The organism is Microbacterium sp. H1-D42, assembly GCF_022637555.1.
Lineage (GTDB): Bacteria > Actinomycetota > Actinomycetes > Actinomycetales > Microbacteriaceae > Microbacterium.
In genome coordinates this window covers 3,231,783-3,252,134 of the sequence record NZ_CP093342.1, presented here as the reverse complement: position 1 = coordinate 3,252,134, position 20,352 = coordinate 3,231,783, and the positions used below count along the sequence as shown (strand labels likewise).

Sequence of the window (20,352 nt, the reverse complement as noted above, 5' to 3'; positions counted from 1 at the left end):
AGGCAGATCATGTCCGACTCATCCACCCGGGGCATCCTCGAGGGCTACCGCGTCATCGACTGCTCGATCGCGATGGCAGGACCCTTCGCCGCGCAGCGCCTCGGTGACCTGGGCGCCGACGTCATCAAGGTCGAGCCGACGGCCGGCGAATGGCAGCGATTCGCCTCGGCAGGCGGCGCGGCCGCCGCCGGCAACGAGATCAACGTCTCGTTCCTCTCCCTGAACCGCAACAAGCGCTCGCTGGCGGTCGACCTGAAGTCGGATGCCGGGCGCGAGGTCGTGCGCGAGCTGATCGCCGGGGCGGATGTCTTCCTGCAGAACTACCGGCCCGGTGTCGCCGCGCGCCTCGGTCTCGACTACGAGACGCTGTCGGCGCTGAACCCGTCGCTGGTCTACGTCTCGATGTCCGGCTACGGCGAGGACGGACCCTACAAGGACCGCCCTGGTCAGGACCTCATCCTGCAGGCGATGAGCGGTGCGATGCTGTCGGCCGGTCGCGAGGGCGAACCGCCGACGCCGGCCGGTCAGTACCTCGCGGACGCCGTGACAGCGTCGACCGCTTTCGAGGGCGTGCTCGCGGCGCTGCTGCACCGTGAGCGCACCGGCGAAGGCCAGCTCGTGACGGTGAACATGCTCGATGCGCTCACCACCCTGCAGATGCAGGAGCTCAGCGTCTACACGGTCGGCGGCGTGCCTCAGCGCCGCGGCACCGAGCCCAATGCGCACGTCTACATCCGTGCGCCGTACGGCGTCTTCGCCACCACCGACGGCTATCTCGCACTCGGGTTCGCCGACCTCGAGAAGCTCGGCGAGGTGCTCGACGAGCCGACCTTCATCGGCATGGACGCCGAGGTGCACGGCTGGACGCACCGCGACGAGCTGTACGCGACGGTCGCGCGGCACCTGCGCGAGGACAGCACGCAGCACTGGCTCGACACGCTGCTGCCGGCCGGAATGTGGGTCGGTCCTGTCTACGGCTACGAAGACCTCGTCAACGACCCGCAGATCATCCACAACGGCACCTTCGTCGAGTACGACCACCCCACCGAGGGACGGGTCAAGACACCCGGCTTCCCATACCGCTTCGCGAAGACGCCGGCCCGCATCGACCGCGGAGCGCCGCTCGTCGGCGAGCACACCGGCGAGATCCTCGCGGAGCTCGGTGTCGACTCGGAGCGGATCCAGCAGCTTCTCAACTCGGGCGCGGTGGCGCAGACCGGCGCAGCGGTGCCGGCGTGACGGAGTTCCTCGGCCTCACGTGGGACCACCCTCGAGGGCGAAACGCCCTGCAGGCGGCATCCGGTGACATCGGTCATGGCGACACCCTGCGCTGGGAGGTGCAGTCACTGGAGGGCTTCGAATCCGCTCCGATCGATGAACTCGCCACGCAGTACGACCTGCTCGTGCTCGATCACCCGCACCTCGGCGATGCACTGGCGACCGACAGCATCCGCCCTCTTGACACCCTCTTCGACGCCGCGCAGATCGACGATTGGTCCACCGCTGCTGTCGGCCCCAGCATCGCGTCGTACCGCATGGACGATCGGCTGTGGGCGCTGCCGCTCGACGCCGCGACCCAGGTCTGTGCGCGCCGCCGCGACCTCGTGGCCGAAGCTCCGGCCACGTGGGATCACGCCCTGGCGCTGGCCGAGCGCGGCCTGGTCGCGACCAGCCTCGCCGGCCCGCACGCCTTTGTCTCGCTGTGCGCGATCGCCGTCTCCTTCGGCGACGATCCCGGTGGGAGTGACGGACTGTTCGCTGCCGACATCGCGCTGCACGCGCTCGACATGCTCACGCGACTGTCGGCCAACGCCCCTGCAGGCGCGGCCGATCTGAACCCGATCGGACTGCTCGATCGCATGCGCGATCGAGGCGACATCGGCTGCATCCCGCTCATCTACGGCTATGTGAACTACAGCTCGCCCGTGCTCGCGTTCGCGGACGCCCCCTCGCACGACGGGGTGATCGGCTCGACGGTCGGCGGCACCGGCATCGCAGTGACCCGTCGCAGTGAGCCATCGCCTGCGCTGTTGGCGCACATCCGCGGGCTGATGTCGGACGAGGCGCAGCGCGGCTTCATCCCACAGCACGACGGCCAGCCCGGCCTGCGCTCGGCCTGGACGGAATCCGCGGTGGATGCTGCGGCCCACGGCTTCTACTCCGGCACCCTCGCCACGATGGAGTCCGCCTGGGTGCGGCCACGGGTGGCCGGCTACATCCCGTTCCAATCCGTCGCCTCATCGATCGTCCGAGCCGCCGTCGCCGGCGCACGCACCCCCGAGAGCGCCCTCAGCGAGATCGAGGACCGGTTCGCCGCGCTGGCCGAACGCCCTTTCCCGTCCGCATCCGCCCGTGAGGAATCCGCATGACCATCGCATCCGACACCGAGCTCATCGTCGTCGAGACCGAGGGGCACGTCGCCACCGTGCGCCTCAATCGTCCGGACAAGCTCAACGCCGTCACCCAGGAGATGAGTGATGCGCTGGTGCGCATCGTGCGCGCGCTGAACGACGACCAGGGCATCCGTGCGGTGGTCTACACCGGCACCGGCCGAGCATTCAGCGCCGGCAGTGACATCTCCACACTCGATCAGTACGAGACGCCGTGGCAGTTCCGCAACCGCCGGGATTACTGCGATGCGCTGCGCGAACTGCGCAAGCCCGTGATCGCCGCGATCAACGGGTACGCCTTCGGCGGTGGCCTCGAGGCGTCGCTGACCTGCGACATCCGTCTTGCCGCCGACACCGCGAGCTTCGCGGCCCCCGAGGTCAAGCTGGGCTGGATCGGCGGAGGAGGGATGTCGGTGCTGCTGGCCAACTCCATCGGTGCGAGCAACGCCGCGCTGATGCTCATGACCGGCGATCCCATCGACGCCGCGAAGGCGCAGGCCTGGGGCCTGGTCAGCGAAGTCGTCGCAGCCGATCAGCTGCTCGCCCGAGCACAGGAACTGGCGGCGATCATCGCATCGCGGCCGCCGATCGCCGCCGAGACCGCCAAGGCGAACCTTCGTGCCGCATGGAATCTGCCGCAGGATCAGGCCATCGCGTACGAGCGAGAGATGCAGGGCATCACCTTCGCCACCGACGACGCCGCCGAAGGGCGCGCGGCTTTCGCAGAGAAGCGGCCGGCGACCTTCCGCGGCCGCTGACCCGCACTCGAACGCACGACCCGCAGACTGCCATTGAACGCGCAGAACTGCGACTGACCACAAAAGACCTGCACTGACCACAAGAGGAGAACCATGACCGAGAACTGGACCGGCGCCGCAACGGGCATCCTTCCCGCCGATGCCGCTGAGGCGCTCCTGGTCGGGCGTGTGCAGCTGCCACAGGGCCCGGCGGTCGTCGCGCTCCGCGACGGCATCCTGCACGACATCTCCGCAGCCTTCGCGACCATGCGCGACCTCACCGAGTCCGCGGACCCGGCGGCCGCCGTGCGTGCAGCCGGAGGTGCGCCGATCGGTGCGCTCGAGGACGTCTGGGCGAACACGGCACCCGACGGTCGCGACCCGCGACAGCCGTGGCTGCTCTCGCCCATCGACCTGCAGGTCGTGAAGGCATCAGGTGTGACGTTCCCGGTCTCCATGCTCGAGCGCATCATCGAGGAGCGTGCCCGCGGCGAGGCGGAGAACGCCGACGGCATCCGCGCCACCATCCTCGACGCACTCGGTGGCGATGTGCGCGACCTCGTCCCTGGATCGAGCGAGGCTGCCAGGCTCAAGCAGGTGCTCATCGAAGCAGGCCTGTGGAGTCAGTACCTCGAGGTCGGCATCGGCCCGGACGCCGAGATCTTCACCAAGGCCCCGGTGCTGGCGACCATCGGCGGCGGCAGCGATGTCGGCGTGCTGTCCGAGTCGAAGTGGAACAACCCCGAGCCCGAGATCGTGCTGGTCGTCACCTCGACCGGAGCGATCGTCGGCGCCACCCTCGGCAACGACGTGAACCTGCGTGACATCGAGGGTCGCTCAGCGCTGCTTCTCGGCCGGGCGAAGGACAACAACGCCTCGGCCGCGGTCGGGCCCTTCATCCGCCTCTTCGACGACGGCTTCTCGCTCGAGGACGTGCGCGGCGAGACCGTCGAGCTGCAGGTCACCGGCGAGGACGGTTTCGTGATGGCCGCGCGCTCGCACATGGAGCAGATCAGCCGGGACCCCGCTGACCTGGCCGAACAGGCTGCCGGTGCCCACCACGCCTACCCGGACGGCTTCGTGCTGTATCTCGGCACGATGTTCGCCCCGATCGACGACCGTGACGAAGCCGGACGCGGATTCACTCACCACCTCGGCGATGTCGTGCGCATCTCCTCTCCCCACCTCGGCGCCCTGGTCAACCGGGTGCGTCACAGCGAGGAGCTGCCGGCATGGGACTTCGGGATCGCCGCGCTCATGCGCAACCTCGCCGTCCGCGGCCTGCTCGGAAAGGACAGCGAATGACCGCCCTGCTCACCACCGACCCCCGCACCGGCGCGCAGACCGACACCGGCATCAGCGCCACGACGCCCGAAGAGGTCGCCGCGATCGCCGGTCGCGCCGCAGAGGCCTTCGCCGCGCTGCGCGCCCATCCCCGTGCGTGGCGGGCAGGACTGCTGCGCGCCCTGGCCGATGGCCTTGAGGCCGATCGCGATGAACTCGTCGCGGCCGCGCTCGCCGAGACGGGGCTGGCCGAAGCACGTCTGAACGGCGAGCTGAGCCGCAGTGCGTTCCAGTTCCGTCTCTTCGCGGATGCTGTCGATGAGGGCGGCTACCTCGAGGCGATCATCGATCACGCCGGTGACACCCCGCTGGGGCCTGGTCCCGACGTGCGGCGGATGTTGGTGCCGATCGGCCCGATCGCCGTGTTCGGCTCGAGCAACTTCCCGTTCGCGTTCTCGGTCGTCGGCGGCGACACAGCATCCGCTCTCGCCGCGGGCAACCCCGTCGTCATCAAGGCGCACAGCTCTCACCTGCTCACCTCGCAGCGCTCGTTCGCAGCGCTCACCCGTGCGGCGGCGTCCTACGGCGCCCCGGGCGGGACATTCGGGATGGTCTTCGGCCAGAAGGCAGGGGCAGTGCTCGTCGCGGACGCGCAGATCGCGGCAGTGGGATTCACCGGGTCGCTGCACACCGGCCGCATCCTGCAGCGGATCATCGACGAGCGCCCTTCGCCGATTCCGTTCTACGGCGAACTGGCCAGCCTGAATCCGCTGGTGATCACTGCAGGCGCTGCGGATGCCAGGACTCTGGCGATCGGGGAAGGGCTGTTCGCCTCGGTCAGCGGCTCGGCCGGTCAGCTGTGCACGAAGCCGGGCCTGGCGTTCGTGCCGAACGGCGATGCCGGGGATGCTCTGGTCGCGGATATCGTCTCCCGAGCAGAGGGGGCAGCGGCGCAGACCCTGCTGAACGCCCGCATCCGCACCTCGTTCGATGAGATCCGGGCGCGGCTGATCGCGCACGGCGGCGCGCGGAGCCTGGTCGAGCCCGCCGCGGGTGAAGCGGGCTACGCGCTCACACCCGCCGTCCTGGAGATCGCGGCACGCGACGTCACGGCTGAGGTGACTGAGGAGGCCTTCGGTCCGCTGGTCGTGCTCGTGCGATACGACACGGTCGACGACGTGCGACAGGCGCTGGATGCGGTGCCCGATTCGCTGACTGCGACAATCCACGCGGAGCCCCATGAAGACGGCGTGCGTGCTGCGCTGACCGCGGCGGTCGTCGACCGCGTGGGTCGCATCGTCTACAACGGCTATCCGACCGGTGTCCGCGTCTCGTGGGGCATGCACCACGGCGGCCCGTGGCCGGCGACGAACACGCAGCACACCTCGGTCGGGGTCACGGCGATCCGCCGGTTCCTGCGCCCGCTGGCTTGGCAGGATGCGCCGGAATCGCTGCTGCCGGCCGAGCTCCGCGACGGGCCGTGCGACGCACCGCGCCGAGTGGACGGCGTGCTGCAGCTCGCGCAGCACTGACGCTCCCCAGAGGTGGAGGCGGCCGCATGGCCTCCTCCACCTCTTGCATTGGTAAACGTTTTCCTCTAACTTGTATGACGTCAGAGTAGTTATGATGCACCCCGACGGAGGGGTGCTGAAGATACGGAGGCTCAACGATGAGAAGTACCCCGACCAGGCGGGTGGCGCGCAGCGCCGTGCTCGCAGGCAGTGCGCTCACCGCGCTGACCATGATCGCGGCAGGTGGCATCGCGCTTCCCGCGGCGGCCGCGCCGTCTGCTCCGGCGGAACTCACGGTCTACGTCTCGCCGGACGGCGACGATGCGGCCAGCGGCACGAAGAGCGAGCCGCTGGCGACGATCGCCGCTGCGAGGGATGCCCTTGCCGGCCGCACCAATGCGAAGCAGCGCGGCACGGTGTGGATCCGCGGTGGTGAGTATGTGCTCGACGAGGCCGTGACGCTCGAGGGTGACGAGGACTCCTGGGTGACCTACGCGGCGTACCGAGGCGAAGACGTCCGCGTCACCGGTGCCCACGCGCTGCCGGCTGATGGCTGGCAGAAGCTCGCAGACCTCACGACCGAGCAGCTCGCTGATCCGTCGTACTCCTCGCACTCGCGCCTGCCCGATCAGGTGAGCGGTGACGTCTGGGTGTTCGACCTGGGGGCGGCCGGCATCCAGGCCGGCACGCTCTACAAGAACGGCTTCAATTGGCAGCAGCAGCCATTCGCGCCCGAACTCACCGTGGCGGGCTCGGTGCAGACGCTGGCCGAGTACCCGAACGGCGAGGACTGCACGACGATCGAGACGGAGTGCCACCTGTGGGGCTCGGGTGCCAAGTGGAAGGTCGACGCACCGGACGACCTGCTCCAGCCCGACGTCAATGAGCGCTTCGGCCTGCAGGACCACTGGGAGCGCAGCGGCACCACCCCGCGTGCGCAGTTCGAGGACAAGAAGCAGACCCGAGACGACGTCGACACGTGGCCTCAGGAGAAGCTGACCACGATGACGCCGTCGAACTTCCAGGTCGGCGGACGACTCACCGAGGACAACCGCTACCGCAGCTGGGCGCCCGAAGGCGTGCCGGCGGTCAGCGACAGCGGAGAGCGCGGCTTCGACGAGTACACCGACGTGCCAGTGCACGCCGACCCCGACTGGATCGCCGACATCGACAACACCCGTTACGAGACCGAGGGCTGGCTCTCGGGTTATCTCGGCAACAACTACGCGGCCGACATGGTGCGCATCCTGTCGTGGCAGGACACCACGATGTACACGAAGTACGCATCGATGTACATCCCGCAGGACGCCTGGACCAAGGTCAAGGCGAAGAACATCCTCTCGGAGCTCGACGCACCGGGGGAGTACTACATCGACCGCTACAACGGCAACGACGTGATGTACTACCTGCCGACCAGCGATGCCGACCTGGCGCAGGGCGCGAAGCTGTCGGCGTTCGACGACAACTTCTTCCGCCTCGAAGGCACGACGGGCGTGACTCTTCGCGACCTGAAGATGTCGGAGTCGCTGGTGAGCGGTGTGCAGCTGCTCGACGCGCACGACTCGCTCATCGACGGTGTGGAGATCTCGAACGTCAGCATGGATGCCGTGCGCATCGGCGAGAACACTGAGACGCTCACCGCGCTGCCCGACTACGAGACCCTGCGCGGAGGTGCGCGCAACGTCGTGCAGAACTCCTACCTGCACGATCTCGGCGGTGGCGGTGTGCTGCTCGGCGGCGGTGACCGAAGCACGCTCAGGCGTGGAGACAACGTCGCCCGTCACAACGAGATCGCGCGCTTCTCGAAGCTGGCGACCTACACGCCCGCCGGCTACCTCTACGGCTTCGGCAACGTGTTCGAGAACAACGAGGTCTACGACGCGCCGCACATGGCCGTGCAGATCATGGGCAATGACATGCGGATCACGCACAACGTGTTCCGCGACCTCGTGAAGAACGCCGGCGACCAGGGTGTCATCTACACCGGCCGTGACTACACGTACCTCGGCAACGAGATCGCGTACAACCTGTTCGACGGCATCGGCGGAAGCAACGACGCGTTCTACATGGATGACGGCGCATCGGGCATGCGGTTCCATCACAACGTGATCAAGGACGCGCACTCCGGCGTGTACTTCCAGTCCGGTCACAGCAACAAGGCCCAGGACAACGTCTTCATCGACGTCGGCCGCACGGGCCACGACCAGCTGTACCCGCGCAAGGGCGAGAACAAGCTGCCGGTGTCGAACTCCTGGGTGGTCGAGAGTCGATTCAACTCGTTCCTCGACGTGCGCGCCGGCGAGAAGTACACCGCCACCGCCGAGAACGTGGCGGCGTGGAAGCAGTACTACACCGACGGCAAGACGAAGTACACAGATGGTGTGCCCGTCGTGTTCCCCGAGATCGACGCCTGGCACTTCCCTCGTGCGACCACCGGAGAGCTGTGCGATGCAGGCAATTACGCGACCGACGCGACCAACGGCTGCAGCCGCGCTGAGGTGTGGGGCGACCCCGGTTCGCTCTACGTGCCGGCCAACATCGAGCTCGATCGGTCGGTGGTCATCGGAGGAGACCGCTACGTCGGCTCGGTGGCGAACTTCACGAACCCGGAAGAGCAGTTCTCGATCGCACGCTTCAACGACAAGCTCGACACCAACGTCGTCGAGCCGTCGTCCACGCAGGACGCCGGTTTCGACCTCGAGCGCATGACCTTCTCCCAGGACGGACTGGTCGCGGCCACGTTCGGCGCGGAGTGGGTCGATCGCTGGAACGAGCTCGTCCCTGCCGAGGCCGGTCGCACTGCACGAGGTGACACAGCCGAGCTGTGGACCGTGGTCGCTCAGGCCGAGCGCGCCGTACCCGCAGCGTCGGGGGCAGTGGCCAAGGCACTTGCGAAGGCCCTGGGTGAAGCCGTCGAGATCGGCGAGAGCACCGCGTCGACGCAACAGCAGATCGACGCGATCACCGCCACGCTGCGTGCGGCCGCGGACAAGGCGTCGCCGAAGCCGAAGTCGCCGACGCTGACGGATGACCGCAAGAAGAAGGACGCCGGTGGCACCTTCACGCTGCAGGTGACGCAGAAGTCGTCGCACGGCGGTGACACGCTGCGTGTGTACGAGAACGGCGACCTCATCGCCGAGCGGTCGATCGACCCGAAGAAGAAGTCCTGGAAGCAGAACTTCGACGTCGACGGCAAGGTCCCTGGCAACTACACCTACACCTGCGAGCTCGAAGGCGCCGGGGGCATGGCGCCGTGCGAACCACACACGGTGAAGGTCGAGGAGGGGAAGCGAGGCTGACGCACTGAGCGTCGCGTTCGCGCATCAGGTGGGCGGGGCTGTGAAAGCCCCGCCCACCTCGGTCTGCAGTCCCTGCCTATAGAGTCGTGGCCATGGCATCCGACGTCGTCCACCCACCGTCCGCCCGACGCGAGCCGATCGAGCGGATCGGCGCGACCGTGCTGCGCGAGCTCGTCGAGCTGATCGTGAGCGGTGAGGTGCGCCCCGGTGAGCAGCTGCCGCCTGAGGGCATGCTCAGCCAGCAGTTCGGCGTCAGCCGAACCGTTGTGCGCGAGGCCATCAAGCGCATTCAGGAGAAGGGTCTGCTCTCGGTCTCGCAGGGACGAGGAACCAAGGTGAACGCCCGCACCGACTGGAACATGCTCGATCCTCTGGTGCTGGCCATCTCGATCCAGCGCGACGACGATCTGCGCGTGCTCGATGAGCTCAGCGCCGTGCGGTCCGCCCTCGAATCGGTGATGGCCGCGGCGACTGCGGCGGCCGCCACCGACGAAGAGGTCGCGGAGCTGCGGGCGATCGCCGGGCGGATGCACGACAGCATTGATGATCCGGAGGTGTTCCGCGCCGCCGACGTGCAGTTCCACGCCGCCGTCATGCGCATGTCGGGCAACGCCCTCGCCGAGAACATCGCGGGGACGCTGCTCGACCGAGCGCTGGACAGCGCCCGCTTTCACGGTCGCGATCCCGAGCACGCGTTCGAGCTGACCGTCGCCGAGCATGATCGTGTGCTCGACGCCATCGCCGAGCATGACGCGGACACCGCGAAGTCGGCGATGAAGGCGCACATCGACGACTCCTGGCGTCGGCGTCGTCCAGCAGCCGGTCAGGCGGAGTGAGCGCGCTGCGGGCTGGGCACCGGCTCAGTTAGAGCGAAACTCCGGGATCAGGCCCTGGCTGACGAGGGCATCCCAGAGCTCGGGCGGGATGATCGCCTCATCGCGGTCGATGTTCTGCGTGACCTGTGCGGCGTCGCGGCACCCGACGACGACCGAGACGACGGCAGGGTGCAGGTGCGAGAACTGCATCGCTGCGGTCGGCAGGTCGGTGCCGAACTGCTCGCAGACCGCCGCGATCGCGCTCGCGCGCTCGATCAGTGCGCGGGGCGCCGGCAGGTAGTCGTAGGTGGCGTCTGATGCCACCTGTGGGCGGGAGAGCAGACCCGAGTTGTACACACCGACGTTCACGATGCCGACGCTGCGCTCCACGGCAGCCGGGAGAAGATCATCGAGCGCCGGCTGCTCCAGCAGCGTGAACCGCCCCGCGAGCATGACGACGTCGATGTCCGTCTCACGCACGAACCGTGCGGGCAGCGCCGACTGGTTCATGCCGACGCCGATCGCCCCGACGACGCCCTGCTCGCGGAGCTCGATCAGGGCGGGGACACCCGCTGTGGAGGCCTGCTCCCAGTGTCCGTCGGGGTCGTGCAGGTAGACGATGTCGAGCCGGTCGACCGCCAGCCGACGCATGCTCTCCTCGATCCCGCGCAGAACACCATCGCGCGAGAAGTCCCACTCGCGCCGATGCGCTGCCGGCACCGCGAATCCTCCGTCGTCGAGCTGACCGGGGCGGTGATCCTGGGGAACCAGCGTCCGTCCGGCCTTCGTGGAGAGCACCAGCTCGTCGCGGGGGAACTCCGCGAGCAGTGCGCCGAGGCGCTGCTCCGACAGGCCGAGTCCGTAGTGGGGCGCGGTGTCGAACAGTCGCACTCCCCGCTCCCATGCGGTGTGCACGGCCCCGTGGGCCTGTTCTTCGGTGGTCACCCGACCGAGATTGCCCAGCTGTGCGCCGCCAAGGCCCACCCGCGTGATGGGCAGTCCAGTGCGCAGGCTGCGCTTGCGCATCGTCAGCGTCCCAGCCAGCCGCCGTCGACAGGGAGAACGATCCCGTCGATGTAGTCGGATGCTGCCGATGACAGGAACACGGTGGCTCCGCCGATGTCGGATGCCTGGCCCCACCGGCCCGCGGGAATGCGGCCGAGGATCGCGGAGCTGCGCTCCGGATCATCCTGCAGCGCCTGGGTGTTGTCGGTCGCGATGTAGCCAGGGGCGATCGCGTTGACGTTGACCCCGTGTGCAGCCCATTCGTTCGAGAGCGCCTTGACGAGTCCGGCGACGCCCGACTTGGCCGCGGTGTACCCGGGGACGTTGATGCCGCCCTGGAAGCTCAGCAGCGACGCGGTGAAGATGATCTTGCCGTGGCCACGCTGCAGCATCCCTGACCCGACAGCCTGCGCCAGCGCGAACTGACTCGTGAGGTTCACCTGCACGACGCGCTCGAACCACTCCATCGGGTGCTCGGCAGCCGGTGCGCGCAGGATCGTGCCGGCGTTGTTGACCAGGATGTCTGGCTGCGCCTCGTTCAGCTTGTGTCCCAGTTCGGCCACTGCTTCGGCATCCGACAGGTCGCAGGCCATCGCGCGGAATCGTCGCCCGCGCTCTCGGACGGCGCTCTCGATGGCACTTCCCGTAGCGGGCAGCGTGGTGCTGACGCCGATGATGTCCGCACCGGCGTCGGCGAGAGCGGTTGCCATCGCGAAGCCGATGCCGCGGCTGGCTCCGGTGACGACGGCGGTGCGGCCGGACAGATCGAATAGCGCGTTCATCGCTGTCCTGCCTGCACGTCGACGAGAACCTTCATGGCGCGGCCGCTCTCGAGCGTCGCGAAAGCCTGCGCCGTCTCAGCAAGCGGCACGACGCCGGTGATGACCAGATCAGTGGGGATGATTCCGTCTGCGATCAGTGCGACGGCAGCCTCGAAGTCGGTCCGCTGGTAGACGCGCGCGCCGAGCAGACGCAGCTCCCGCCAGAACACCCGCTGCAGATCCACCTCGCGCGGCGCGGCGTGGATCGCGACGACCACGATCGTTCCGCGCACCTTCGCGAGTGCGGTCATTCCGCGCACGGCTGCTGCCGCTCCGGAGACCTCGAACACGACATCCGCCCCGGCGCCGTTCGTCCACTCCTCGACCCAGGCGACCTGATCGACCGCGGCAGGATCGACGGTGGAGAACCCCAGTGCCGATGCCTGAGCGCGGCGCTCCGGATCGATCTCGATGACGACCACCTCCGCCCCGGTGTGGCGGGCGACGACGGCGATCAGCGTGCCGATCGGCCCGCCGCCGATCACCACTGCCTTGTCGCCGGCGGCCAAGTCCGATCGGCGCACGTCGTGGACGGCGACAGCGACAGGCTCGACGAGCGCCGCGTGCGCGAGTGGAACCTCGGCGGGTACCGTCACCAGCACGTCGGCCGGCACGTTCCACAGCGGCTGCAGTGCGCCGGGGGAGTCGATTCCGATGAAGTTCAGGTTCTGGCAGATGTGCTGATTGCCCGCGACGCAGGCGGGGCAGGTGTCGTCCCAGTCCAGCGGCATCACGGTGACTTTGTCGCCGACCTGTCGACCGGTCACGCCGTCACCCAGGGCGGCGATCGTGCCGCTCATCTCATGCCCGAAGACCAGCGGTGTCTGCACCCTGGCATCCATGTTGCCGTGCAGGATGTGCAGGTCGGTGCCGCACAGCCCGGCGTACGCCACCGCGATCTGCACCTCGCCGGCCTTCGGCGGCTCGGACGCAGCCTCGCGGATCTCGATCGTGCGGTCGCCCGCGTAGGTGGCCGTCAACATGGTTGCTCCTCATCGTCGCTGATCGCTTAAGTATATGACGTATGACGAATGACTATTGCAAATGGAGGTCTGCTCCACCTGGAAGCATCCAGTCGCATGCGCGAGAATGGCCGGGTGAGCGCTGTGCTGTCCCGACATGCCGCGCGTGAGTCGCTCGCCGTGCGGATCGCTGTGCCCGCCGGCGTGCTCTTCACCGCGATGGCATCGTTGGCGACCCTGCTCGGCATACCGCCGTCCGAAGCATCCGAACGCGCTGCCCTGCCCGCGCCTGCGGCTGCCATGGCACTGCCGACGGTCGAGGTGGTCGCCGAGCCCGCGATGGACCCGTGCGTGGACGATGCGGTCGTGACCGCGCTCGCCGCGGGGGACGACGCGGCGACCGTGCAGGCTTTCGGCGGAGGCGCCGAGTTCCAGGCGGCCGTCGTCAGCGGCAACGCTCCCTGCATCTCGCTGGATGACCCGCACCGCACCTGGGTCGTCGTGAACAAGCAGCGCCCTCTGCAGCCCGAGCACTACGCGCCGGCATCCCTCGCCGCCATCGGCCTGCAGGCGACGTCCCGCTCGAACGAACTCCGCCCCGAGGCGACCGCCGCCCTCGAGGTGATGGCAGCGGCAGCAGCCGAGGCGGGGGCCGGAACGATCGGCATCAACAACGGCTACCGCTCCTTCGACGTGCAGACGCGCACATATGGCTCGCACGTGCGCAACAAGGGACAGGAGGGGGCGGATGCCGTCTCTGCGCGTCCCGGCTTCAGCGAGCACCAGAGCGGGCTCGCGTTCGACCTCATCGCCTGCTCGTCGCGGTGCGGCAGTCATGAGGTCTTCGGCGACACCAGTCAAGGGTCCTGGGTGGCGGAGAACGCCTGGCGGCACGGTTTCATCGTGCGATACGAGAGTGGTAAGACGGGCACAACCGGCTACGCGCCGGAGCCCTGGCACATCCGCTACATCGGCGAGCAGCTGGCCGCGGCGTATCACGAAGGCGGCTTCCACTCGCTGGAGGAGTTCTTCGGGCTGCCGGCTGCGCCCGATTACGTGCACTGATCCTGGCATCCGAACGCCGCGCTTGCGGCATCCCACAAACGCGAGACGCAGTGTCACGGTTGGTGAGACGCATTCCCACAATTGACTGTCTCGCGACCTTCGCGACCCGTAGACTCGCCGTGCGACGACGCACCATTACCACGACGTTCAGGAGGACGACATGGAACGCGACATCTACGAAGAGGACCACGACGCCTTCCGCGATCTGGTCAAGGACTTCGTCAAGCGACACGTCTCGAACGAGTCGATCGAGCAGTGGGAAGCTGCCGGCGAGATCGACCGCGCGACCATGCTCGCCGCGGGCGAGGCCGGCATCATCGGACTCTCGGTCCCCGAGGAGTTCGGCGGCGCCGGAATGCTGCAGGACTACCGCTTCCGCACCATCGTGATGGAAGAGGTCATCGCCTCGGGTGCAGGCTCGCTCGCTGGCGCCTTCGGCATCCAGGACGACCTGGCGGTGCCGTACCTCGTGCACATGGGAACCCCTGAGCAGAAGGCGAAGTGGCTGCCCCGCATGGCCACCGGCGAGGTGCTCGGTGCGCTCGCGATGACCGACCCGGGCGCCGGATCCGATCTGCGCGGCATCAAGACCAATGCCAAGAACGTCGACGGCGGCTACATCGTCAACGGCGCCAAGACGTTCATCTCGTCCGGCACGACCGCCGACATCGTGGTCACCTTCGTCAAGACGGGCGAGGGCACCCGCCCCGACGCGTTCAGCCTGCTGATCCTCGAGAAGGGCATGGCGGGGTTCGACCAGGGCAAGAAGCTCAAGAAGATGGGCTTCCACGGCTGGGACACCGCCGAGCTCAGCTTCACCGACGTGTTCGTCCCCGACGAGAACCTGATCAGTGGCAAGGAGGGCATGGGCTTCATCCAGCTGATGATGAACCTGCCGCTCGAGCGCCTGTCGATCGGTGTCGCCGCGGCCGCTGCCGCCGAGGCTGCGACCAACTGGACCATCGAGTACACCAAGGACCGCGAGGCGTTCGGCGAGCGGATCGCCGACTTCCAGAACACCCGCTTCCAGCTCGCCGACATGGTCACGACCACAGAGGTGATGTGGGCGTACGTCGACCGCGCGCTGCTCGCGTACAAGGACGGCAAGCTGTCGGCTGAGGACGCGGCGAAGGTCAAGTACTGGGCGACCGAGCGTGAGTGGGAGCTTCTCGACATCGGCGTGCAGCTGCACGGCGGCTACGGCTACATCATGGAGTACCCGATCGCCCGCGCCTTCACCGACGCCCGCGTGCACCGCATCTACGGCGGCACCAACGAGATCATGCGCGACCTCGTCGGTCGCCAGATCGTCGGCAAGCGCTGACTCGCAGGGTTCAAACGCCGGTCCCGGATGCCCGGGGCCGGCGTTCTGCATCTACGGCGTCGTAGGACCCAGCGCCGCACCAGCGTCGAGAGCACGGGACCTCGCCGAGCGCACGGGCTAATCGCGTGACCGACTCGTGCGCTCGACAGCAAGCCGTGCACTCGGTGGCAGTGGCCCCGCTCAGGCCGCAGGACGTGCAGCCGCGTCACGCGCGGCGTGGGATGCCGGCGACGCGGCCCCGATCCGCCAGTAGCCCGCGAAGCTCACCCGATCGCGGTCGACGCCGCGCTCGTTCACTAGCAGCTTTCGCGCACCGGATGCCAGGGCCTGCTCGCCGCTGATCCATGCATGGAACGGCTCTGCCGGAAGCTCGAGCGCGCGCAGCGCCGAAAGAGCGAGGACGCCAGGAGCATCAGCATCCGACCTCACGATCCACCGCACCTCAAGGCCGGGCGGATGTGGGAAGTCGAGCGCATCCGCCGCGCTCGGCGACTCGACGATCACGGCCCCGACCGCAGTAGCCGGCAGCGACGCGCTGATCGACGCGATCGCCGGCAGTGCCGTCTCGTCGCCCACCAGCACCACTCGCTGCACGCCACGCGCCGGATTGAAGCCCAGCCCCTCATCGATCACGAGCACGTGCTCGCCTGGCGAGCAGGTCTCAGCCCAGCGCGCCGCCGGACCAGAAGTGCCCTCTGCGGCCGAGCCGTGCAGCACGAAGTCCACGTCGATCTCAGCGCCCGCACCCGCGGTGGCCGCGCGGTGCGCGCGCACCGAGTAGTTGCGCATGACCGGGCGCTCGCCGTCGGGGATGCGCAGGAACCGCAGGTATCCGAACACCTTGTTCGCCTTCGCCGGCACGCGGTCGAGTGCGGCCTCGCCGCCGATCGGCAGGAACAGTCGCATCCACTGGTCGTAGCCCATCGGCGCGAACCGATCGACATCGCCGCCGCCGAGAGTCACCCGCATCCATCCGGGCGACAGCCGCGCGGTGCGCAGCACCGTCAGGTGGAGCAGGTCGGCCGAGGCGGGCTTCACGATCTTGCCGATGGACATGCGATTCCTCTCAGGCCGGCTGCCAGGGCCAGGTGGCGATGAACAGGGTGGCGGATGCTGCGAGCATGAGCACCAGGAACACCGTGTCGCGGACGCGCCACGGCACCAGGTGCCGCTCAGTGCGGGTCGAGTGGGCGCCGAAGGCGCGGGCATCCATCGACAGCGCGACGCGCTCGGCATGTCGGATGCCGGACGCCAGCAGCGGCACGATGTACCCCCAGCCGCGCACCAGGCTGGCGATCGGTCCACGTCCGCCCCAGCGTCCGCTGGCACCGTGGCCGCGCACCCGGTGCGCGGCGCGGATGATCGACAGCTCGTAGCCGAAGCGGGGGACGAAGCGGTACGCGGCCAGCGCGGTGTATCCGATGCGGTACGGCACGCGCAGCTGCTGCACGCTGGCGCGCACGAGATCAGGACCGCTGGTGGTCAGGCCGCCGATCAGCGCCAAAGCGAGGATCGCGCACAGCCGCAGCGCCGTCGCCAGCCCGATCGCCACGGCCCCCTGGTAGAGCACCCAGTCGCCGATCTGCAGTACCGGCGGTGTGCCTGCGACGAGTGCGTCGTCGATCCAGATGGAGAAGCCGAAAGTGAGCAGTGCGATGCCGGCCGGCACGGCGAGGAACAGCAGCGCGGCGACACCACGGGTCAGGCGAGCGCCCACGAGCAGCAGCACGTACGACAGGGCGATGAACGCCAGCGGAGTGGCGAAGTCGCGCACGGCCACCAGCAGCACCATCGCCGGAACAACCGCGGCGATCTTCGTCAACGGGTTGAGATGGTGCAGAAAGTGCGATGGCGCAGCGACCGGGGCGGCGAACGGGTCGATCGGCGTGGGGACGGTGTTGGTCGACACCGGCCCCGTGGGGACCGGTCCTGTTGGGACGGGGCCGGGAGTCGTGGCGGGGAAGCCGGTCATGCGACGCTCCCGCCGGCAAGTATTCGCAGCATCGGCGGCAGGCGGAGCCCAGCCGACACGAACACCGCCTCATCAGCGAGCAGGGCGCTCGTCGCACCCACGGCGTGCAGCGCCCCGTCGCGGAGGATCACCGTGTGCGTGCTGTACTCGGCGACCAGCTGCAGGTCGTGCGTGACGATGAGGATCGTGGTGCCGTCGTGCTGCAGGTCCTTCAGCAGCGACAGCAGCTCAGCAGCGCGAGCGCGGTCCTGCCCGAATGTCGGCTCATCGAGAGCGAGCACCTGCGGGCGCGAGATCAGCGCGGTGCCGACGGACAGGCGACGCTTCTCGCCGCCCGACAGCAGGAACGGGTGCACGTCGGCCTTGTGTGACAGGCCGAACCGCGACAGCATCTCATCGACCCGCTGCTCGATCTCGGCGGCGGGTACCCGCTGCATGCGCAGACCGTGCGCGAGTTCGTCGCGCACGGTGCCCGCGATGAACTGGTGCTCCGGGTTCTGGAATACGAAGCCGACGCGGGCGGCGAGCTGCCTCGGGGCCGCGCGGCCGGCATCCAGGTCTCCGATCATGACCGTACGACGCGGCGGGGGAACGACGCCGGCCAGGGCCTGGATGAGCGTCGTCTTGCCAGCCCCGTTCGCGCCGACGATCGCCGTGAACGACCCCTGCGGGATCTCGAGCGACGGAACGGCGAGCACCGGCTCGCGGCGCTTGAGCACGGCCAGGTCGCGGACCGTGATGGCGCTGGGGGCGTCGGCCATTGGCATCCGATGCGGCGTCGGACGCACGATGTCTGGCAGTGCGGCGAACTCCTCCGGCGTGATGGGGAGTGTCTCGATCTCGAGGCCGGCCGCGCGCAGTCGGAGGGCTGCCAGTGTGCTCGACGGCAGCCACACGCCGAGCGCGAGCAGCTCGTCGGCGTGCTGGCGGATCGTGTCGCCGGCGGGGCCATCGAAGACGATCCGGCCATCGTGGTCCAGCACGATGGCCCTCGTCGCGAAGCGCATGGCGGCGTCGAGGTTGTGCTCGACCAGCACGATTGCACGGTCGGCGTCCTGCACGAGCTCGGTGAGGGCGTCGTAGACGTCATCGATGCCCTGCGGATCGAGGTTCGCGGTGGGCTCGTCGAGCACGATCACGCGCGACCGCATGGCCAGCGCGCACGCGATCGCCAGGCGTTGCCTGCCTCCGCCGGAGAGCAGATCGGGGTTCCAGGCGCGTTTGTGCCACAGGTCCACCCGGCGCAGCGCCTGCTCGGATCGGGTGAGGATCTCGGGCACCGGCAGCAGCAGGTTCTCGAGCGCGAAGGCGACTTCGTCGAGCACGGTGCCGGTGACCAGCTGCGAGTCGGGGTCCTGGAACACCATGGACACCTGTCGGCTCAGCTCGGCGACGGGTGTCGTACGGGCATCCATCTCGCCGACGTGCACCGTGCCCGCGATCTCGGCGGCGACGGACTGCGGGATGAGCCCGTTGAGGGCGAGGGTGAGCGTCGACTTGCCGGAGCCGCTGGGGCCTAGCACGAGCACGACTTCGCCCGCGCTGACGTCGAAGGACGCGGCGTGCGGAGAGGGGTGCGTCGCACCCGCGTGGGTGACGCTGAGGTCGCGCACGCGGAGGAGGGGCGCGGATGCTGGCAAGCGGGTCTCTCTCGGCTCTCGGTACCCCTCTAACTTAGCTGAGCCTTACCTGATTTGCCCCCGATTGTACTGAATGCTTGCCGACTAGAGTTCTTGTATGCAAGTATCGGTGGATCGCTTCGGCGATGACCCGAGAATCACAGAGAGGTGATCGACATGGCAGGACTCAGCAAAGTTTCAGGCCGCAGGATTCTGACGGCCGCGGTCGCAGCGCTCGTCGCAACAGGCGCGCTCGCAGGCTGCTCGAGCGGCGCAGGGGGTGATGAGGGCGACTCCGGTGAGAAGAACCTCATCATGTACAACGACAACCCGCAATGGACCAAGGGGTTCGAGGCCGCGGGCGAGACCATTCGCAAGGAGACCGGCTACGGCATCAAGACGCAGTCGCTGCCGACCACTGAGAACTACACGCAGACGGTGCTCGCCGCCCTGCCGACCAAGAAGTCGGGCGACCTCATCAAGTGGTGGAGCGGAAAGATGCTGCAGGGCCTGGCGGCCACCGGCCAGCTCGCAGACCTCACAGCGGAATGGGACGAGGCTGTAGCCGCCGGAAATCTCAACGATGCCCTGCGTCCGTACTTCTCCCTGGACGGCAAGGTCTATGCCATGCCGCTCAACCAGTCATCATGGGTGACCTACTACAGCAAGAAGGCCTTCGCCGATGCGGGCATCACGGAGACGCCCAAGACCTGGGATGAGTACGAGACCGCGGTCGAGAAGCTCGGCGAAGCCGGGCAGCTGATGTGCAGCGGACAGACCGGATGGGAGACATTCGTCCCCTTCCAGCAGATCGTCGGCTCGAAATCCACGCAGCTCTACACCGACATCACCGAGAACAAGGCGAAGTTCACGGATCCGGATGTGAAGGACAGCATGAAGGTCTGGAAGAACTGGATCGACAGCGGCTGGGTGACCCCGCCTGACACCAAGTTCGCGGACTGCCCGGCGATGATGAAGGCGGGCAAGGTCGGACTGATCAACATGGCGACCTGGTACAACGGGTTCTTCGGCGAAGCCGGCCTGACCGACGCCGACTACGGTGCATTCCTCACCCCCGCGATGACCGATGGCGAACCGCCTGTGGTCGTCGCCGACACGGCCGGAATCGCCGTGCCGAAGAACGCCCCGAACCTCGACGCTGCCAAGAAGTCTCTCGTGGCCTGGATGAACACTGACGTCCAGCAGCCGTGGGCCGAATACACGGGTGACTTCTCCGCCAACCCGAACGTCACCTCCGACGACCCTGTGCTCGGCAGCATCCTCTCGCAGATCGAAGAGCAGTCGCCGGTGTACATCAACCGGTACTACGAGTCGCTTCCGCCGAAGCTGGTGCAGTCGAGCATCGCGACGTTCGGAGGGTTCATCGTCAACCCCGACATCGACGCGACGCTGACCGAGCTCGATCGTCAGGCGAAGCAGGAATGGGCGGCCTGGGACGAGAATCCCTCGATCGGCTGACCACGGCAAACACCTCCGGCGGGCGGCCGACGGCCGCCCGCCGGAACCAGAGGAGGTGAAGATCAGTGA

General features: G+C 68.1%; 16 protein-coding genes. 10 read left to right on the top strand and 6 right to left on the bottom strand.

The window, feature by feature from the left end:
• The first annotated feature begins 9 nt into the window (after positions 1–9).
• From MNR00_RS15350 to MNR00_RS15320, 7 genes are all read left to right on the top strand, one after another.
• Entirely contained in the window at positions 10–1,239 is a 1,230-nt protein-coding gene (locus MNR00_RS15350; RefSeq protein ID WP_241926777.1) for a CoA transferase, read from the top strand.
• Entirely contained in the window at positions 1,236–2,369 is a 1,134-nt protein-coding gene (locus MNR00_RS15345; RefSeq protein ID WP_241926776.1) for a hypothetical protein, read from the top strand. The genes MNR00_RS15350 and MNR00_RS15345 overlap by 4 nt, the downstream gene beginning before the upstream one ends.
• Positions 2,366–3,148, top strand: coding sequence for an enoyl-CoA hydratase/isomerase family protein (locus MNR00_RS15340; RefSeq protein ID WP_241926775.1), 783 nt, complete (start codon positions 2,366–2,368; stop codon positions 3,146–3,148). Before MNR00_RS15345 ends, MNR00_RS15340 begins: the two co-directional genes overlap by 4 nt.
• A gap of 93 nt (positions 3,149–3,241) precedes the next feature.
• Positions 3,242–4,432: a fumarylacetoacetate hydrolase family protein gene (locus tag MNR00_RS15335; RefSeq protein WP_241926774.1), complete on the top strand. Its 1,191-nt coding sequence runs from the start codon at positions 3,242–3,244 to the stop codon at positions 4,430–4,432.
• On the top strand, positions 4,429–5,943 hold the full coding sequence (locus MNR00_RS15330; protein ID WP_241926773.1) for an aldehyde dehydrogenase (NADP(+)): 1,515 nt from the start codon (positions 4,429–4,431) through the stop codon (positions 5,941–5,943). Before MNR00_RS15335 ends, MNR00_RS15330 begins: the two co-directional genes overlap by 4 nt.
• Before the next feature lie 137 nt (positions 5,944–6,080).
• Complete coding sequence (locus MNR00_RS15325; protein ID WP_241926772.1) at positions 6,081–9,221, top strand: right-handed parallel beta-helix repeat-containing protein; 3,141 nt, start codon at positions 6,081–6,083, stop codon at positions 9,219–9,221.
• Positions 9,222–9,313: 92 nt separating this feature from the next.
• Complete coding sequence (locus tag MNR00_RS15320; protein WP_241926771.1) at positions 9,314–10,057, top strand: FadR/GntR family transcriptional regulator; 744 nt, start codon at positions 9,314–9,316, stop codon at positions 10,055–10,057.
• Between the two features lie 24 nt (positions 10,058–10,081).
• On the opposite strand, the gene MNR00_RS15315 is transcribed toward MNR00_RS15320, so the two are convergent.
• From MNR00_RS15315 to MNR00_RS15305, 3 genes are read right to left on the bottom strand one after another with little or no spacing between them, the layout of a single operon-like run.
• A complete protein-coding gene (locus tag MNR00_RS15315) occupies positions 10,082–11,062 on the bottom strand; it encodes an aldo/keto reductase (protein WP_241926770.1) in 981 nt (326 codons plus the stop codon).
• A 2-nt stretch (positions 11,063–11,064) separates the two neighbouring features.
• Positions 11,065–11,823: an SDR family oxidoreductase gene (locus MNR00_RS15310; RefSeq protein WP_241926769.1), complete on the bottom strand. Its 759-nt coding sequence runs from the start codon at positions 11,821–11,823 to the stop codon at positions 11,065–11,067.
• On the bottom strand, positions 11,820–12,845 hold the full coding sequence (locus tag MNR00_RS15305; protein WP_241926768.1) for an alcohol dehydrogenase catalytic domain-containing protein: 1,026 nt from the start codon (positions 12,843–12,845) through the stop codon (positions 11,820–11,822). Before MNR00_RS15305 ends, MNR00_RS15310 begins: the two co-directional genes overlap by 4 nt.
• Before the next feature lie 114 nt (positions 12,846–12,959).
• Between MNR00_RS15305 and MNR00_RS15300 the strand changes: the two genes are divergently transcribed.
• Positions 12,960–13,889, top strand: a complete 930-nt coding sequence (locus MNR00_RS15300) for a M15 family metallopeptidase (protein ID WP_241926767.1) — start codon at positions 12,960–12,962, stop codon at positions 13,887–13,889.
• A gap of 160 nt (positions 13,890–14,049) precedes the next feature.
• On the top strand, positions 14,050–15,213 hold the full coding sequence (locus MNR00_RS15295) for an acyl-CoA dehydrogenase family protein (RefSeq protein WP_241926766.1): 1,164 nt from the start codon (positions 14,050–14,052) through the stop codon (positions 15,211–15,213).
• A gap of 180 nt (positions 15,214–15,393) precedes the next feature.
• Here MNR00_RS15295 and MNR00_RS15290 read toward each other — a convergent pair whose 3' ends face one another.
• The 3 genes from MNR00_RS15290 to MNR00_RS15280 are packed head-to-tail and all read right to left on the bottom strand — an operon-like array spanning position 15,394 to position 18,798.
• Positions 15,394–16,269 carry a siderophore-interacting protein gene (locus MNR00_RS15290; protein ID WP_241926765.1) on the bottom strand — a complete coding sequence of 292 codons (876 nt, stop codon included), beginning with the start codon at positions 16,267–16,269 and terminating at the stop codon, positions 15,394–15,396.
• A gap of 10 nt (positions 16,270–16,279) precedes the next feature.
• Complete coding sequence (locus MNR00_RS15285) at positions 16,280–17,185, bottom strand: energy-coupling factor transporter transmembrane component T (protein ID WP_241926764.1); 906 nt, start codon at positions 17,183–17,185, stop codon at positions 16,280–16,282.
• The gene (locus MNR00_RS15280; protein ID WP_241926763.1) at positions 17,182–18,798 is read right to left on the bottom strand and encodes an energy-coupling factor transporter ATPase; all 1,617 of its coding nucleotides are present in this window, start codon (positions 18,796–18,798) and stop codon (positions 17,182–17,184) included. Before MNR00_RS15280 ends, MNR00_RS15285 begins: the two co-directional genes overlap by 4 nt.
• A gap of 183 nt (positions 18,799–18,981) precedes the next feature.
• Between MNR00_RS15280 and MNR00_RS15275 the strand changes: the two genes are divergently transcribed.
• A complete protein-coding gene (locus MNR00_RS15275) occupies positions 18,982–20,283 on the top strand; it encodes an extracellular solute-binding protein (RefSeq protein ID WP_241926762.1) in 1,302 nt (433 codons plus the stop codon).
• The last annotated feature ends 69 nt before the right edge of the window (positions 20,284–20,352 follow it).